This is a genomic window from Sphingobacterium sp. UBA7253 (assembly GCF_002472745.1).
Taxonomy (GTDB): domain Bacteria; phylum Bacteroidota; class Bacteroidia; order Sphingobacteriales; family Sphingobacteriaceae; genus Sphingobacterium; species Sphingobacterium siyangense.
Genome location: NZ_DKSP01000140.1, coordinates 1 through 3,714, shown reverse-complemented (window position 1 = coordinate 3,714; position 3,714 = coordinate 1). Strand labels below are relative to the sequence as shown.

General features: G+C 40.3%; 4 protein-coding genes. 3 read left to right on the top strand and 1 reads right to left on the bottom strand.

The annotated features are described in order from the left end of the window. A partial coding sequence (locus B2X72_RS14580; RefSeq protein WP_286850178.1) for a TolC family protein occupies positions 1 to 1,126 on the top strand: 1,126 nt, incomplete at its 5' end. A 99-nt stretch (positions 1,127 to 1,225) separates the two neighbouring features. Beyond that, positions 1,226 to 1,861 (top strand): HdeD family acid-resistance protein, encoded by a 636-nt coding sequence (locus B2X72_RS14575; protein ID WP_075992464.1) that lies wholly within the window; start codon positions 1,226 to 1,228, stop codon positions 1,859 to 1,861. A gap of 52 nt (positions 1,862 to 1,913) precedes the next feature. On the opposite strand, the gene B2X72_RS14570 is transcribed toward B2X72_RS14575, so the two are convergent. Continuing rightward, positions 1,914 to 2,555: a peptidylprolyl isomerase gene (locus B2X72_RS14570; RefSeq protein ID WP_286850175.1), complete on the bottom strand. Its 642-nt coding sequence runs from the start codon at positions 2,553 to 2,555 to the stop codon at positions 1,914 to 1,916. A gap of 219 nt (positions 2,556 to 2,774) precedes the next feature. Here B2X72_RS14570 and B2X72_RS14565 point away from each other — a divergent pair. Continuing rightward, on the top strand, positions 2,775 to 3,714 hold a 940-nt coding region (locus tag B2X72_RS14565), incomplete at its 3' end, for an aldo/keto reductase (RefSeq protein WP_286850172.1).

The following is a 3,714-nucleotide window of genomic DNA, read 5'->3' as shown; positions in this document are numbered from 1 at the left end:
AAGAAGGCTTCCCGAAATCAGCGCTTCGGCATCTGCCTTTTACCTCGGCAATGCTGAGTTGATCGACAAAGACCTCTCGGGGTCGGAAAAGGTACCTCTACCCCATTTCGGCAATAATTATGCTTTGGAGGCGAAAGAACTTATCTGGAAAGGAGGTGTGGTAAAAAATAGCATCAAAGCCTCTACCTTGGGTGAGGAGCTGGCTGAATTAGATCATAAGAATGAAGAACAGAACATTAAAATTTTGGTTTTAGGCTATTACCTTGATCTATTCAAACTGAAAAATCAAGAAGCTGTCTATAATCAAAATATTGAGCTTGCCCACAAAAGGCTAGACCTGACGGAAAAATTATATAAACAGGGCATGATCACCAAAAATGATGTCATCCGAAACCAATTGCAAATATCTGAATTGGAACTAGCGAAAGAGGTCATTCAAAACAATCGGAAAATCCTGAATGACGAGCTTATCGTCGCTTTAGGACTACAGGAGGGCACAGTAATTGAGCCGGATGATAAACTATTAGATAGCAGGTTTCAGCTGGCAGACCTCGCGAGCTTGAAACAAGATGCTTATGTGTCCAGCCCGGGCCTTCAACTTGCGGCCAAAGAGACCGAGCTTCTACAGACAGAAAAGGCGATTACAAAATCAGAACGATCCCCTGCCCTTAGCGTATTCGCGGGAAACAGTCTTGTGAAACCTATCACCAATGTGATGCCGGTGATCGACAAATACATGAATACCTGGAATACGGGTATCTCGTTAAGCTATACGATTTCATCAGTCTACACCACTGGAAAAAAGCTTAAGCTAAATGATCTACAAATTGAAAAAAACGAGAAATACGCAAGCGCCCTGAAACAAAAAACCAGCGTAGCTGTTAATACTGCATACATTAAATACAATGAGGCCTACTCACAACGCAAGACTTTGGAGTACAATAAAGCGCTTGCAGATGAGAACTATCGTATTATTGAGAAAAAGTATTTGAACCAATTGGCGTTGATCGTCGATATCATGGATGCATCAAACTCAAAACTTGAAGCGGAATTGAAATACACAAATGCTGAAATCAATATCGTGTATGCATATTACAAACTTTTAAAAGAGACTGGAAAGATCTAGTACATTTTCCTTTTGCCTAATTTAATCAGTTTTATATATGTAAGGCCTCGTTAAGAAATTAATGGGGCTTTTTTATCTGCAATATTTTAACTCATTATTATGGCAAATTCATTTTTTAAAACGATCCGGACATCCATCAAGCACTGGTATATCCCATTGATTATCGGTATTCTATTAATTCTTTTGGGTTTCTATACCATTTCCACACCTGTTGCTGCATTTCTCACATTAGCAATTCTATTTTCATGGTCATTTATTATTTCCGGTATTTTGGAAATCATTTTTGCCGTGCAGAATAAAGATGAAGTGGATGGTTGGGGCTGGTACCTCACCGGGGGCATCCTCTATACCCTATTCGGCATATTGCTGATTGCCAATCCGCTGTTATCAGCGAGCACCTTGGCATTTATCGTAGGTTTTTATGCACTTTTTAAATCCTTCCAACTGCTGTCCTTTTCTTTTGATCTCAAAAATTACGGTAGTAAATCTTGGGGATGGAATTTGTTATTCGCCATTTTAGGCATTATTTTCAGCTTTATCTTGCTTTGGAATCCACTATTTGCCGGTTTCTCACTGGTGATCTGGACAGGAATGGCTATTAGTACGGTTGGTTTCGCAGCCTGTGTATTTGCATTTCAGCTGAAAAGTCTCAAAGATATCCCGAAAAAGCTACCAGACGAGTGGAAAGAGCGTTATCAGAAGCTTAAAGAAGAATTTGATCAACATCGTAAATAGAAAAAGGGCAATTAAGCCCTTTTTTTTATCAATATTAATTTGGTGGTCAAGGTTATTTATTTATTTCAACAATCTTAAAAGGCACTTTATGAAGTGGATAATCTTGTTTATCCGTTTTTACACGACTTATTTTCATGATCACATCAAAGCCTTCATAAATTTCACCAAAAACGGTAAAATCGTGATCGAGTCTTGGCTGTCCTCCGCGAGCTAAGTACTCCTTACGTTGTGCTGCAGTATATTTTATGCCTTTCTTTAATTCCAGACTATCAAGTTCAGCTGCCGTGATTTTCTTTCCAACCACGAAATAGATCTGATTCAAGAAAGATGCTTTCGCGGGATTTCCGTCCCGTCCTGCGCTCAGAGCACCCATTTTATGAAAAGCCCGGTCATCGAACTCTGCTGCCAATCGTGGCTTTTTATGATGTGGATATGCCGCCTCACGTTTTTCAATATCAATATCATGCTCTCCACCCTGCACGACAAAATTTTCAATAATGCGATTAAACAATGCACCCTGATAGACAGTATCCCGAATAGATCGCAACATCAAATCGCGATGATTGGGCGTATAGTCATAAAGTACAACTTTAAAATCGCCAAAATCAGTCTTGAAAAGCAAATGTTTTGATTGTGCATAACAATTCCCCAATACAATAAAAACAAAGCATAGGATGGTCAGAATTTTCCTCATAGTACGAATTAATCAGTTTCTTAGATTTCATATAAAAATACATTAAATTTCGATTTATAAAAGACATTACCCTGCAGTTTTCCAAATGCGCTTGAAGGACAACTGCATAAGATCCTTTCGAAAGTTGCCCTGCAGTAAAAGATTACATATAAAGTGTCTAGTTAAAACTTGCAAATAAGCATAAATTTATCTTAGTTTGGATTAAAACTATTCAAGACTATGCAGTATACAGCAAATCCAGACCGATATCAAGATATGATCTATAATCGTTGTGGTCAATCCGGTCTTCTATTGCCTGCCATCTCATTGGGAATGTGGCATAATTTCGGTGACGACACGCCCCATCAAACCAAAGTTGATATTTGCACAACCGCGTTTGACTTGGGAATTACCCATTTTGACCTCGCAAACAATTACGGCCCTCCTGCTGGGAGCGCCGAAAAGGCCTTCGGACAAATATTAAAAGAACAATTTTACGGTTTACGCGATGAAATGATTATTTCATCGAAAGCAGGATATCACATGTGGAATGGGCCTTATGGAGAATGGGGAAGCCGTAAATATCTGATATCAAGCTGCGAGCAATCACTCAAGCGCCTGGGTATCGATTACGTCGATATTTTCTATTCACACCGCTTCGACCCCAATACCCCCTTGGAGGAAACCATGTTGGCGCTGGATCAGCTAGTCCGCAGCGGAAAAGCACTTTATGTCGGTATTTCATCCTATAACTCGCAACGCACAAAAGAGGCCTATGCGATCCTGAAATCATTGGGTACACCTTTTATTATTCACCAGCCCAGCTATTCCATGTTAAACAGATGGATAGAAACCGATGGCTTGCTTGACACCTTGGATGAGATAGGCATTGGCTCTATCGTGTTCTCTCCCCTGGCACAGGGCATGCTCACCGATAAATATTTACAGCATATCCCGGAGAATAGTCGTGCTTCGCAATCCAAATCACTTCAGACGAAATTTCTGAACGAAGAAAATCAAAAGAACATCCAGGCGTTACATGCAATTGCACAGCTTAGAGGACAGTCGCTCGCACAGATGGCGATTGCCTGGGTATTACGTAAGAAGCAGGTTACATCGGCGCTCATTGGTGCCTCAAGACCACAACAGGTTGTTGATTGCGTTGGCGCACTGAAAAATC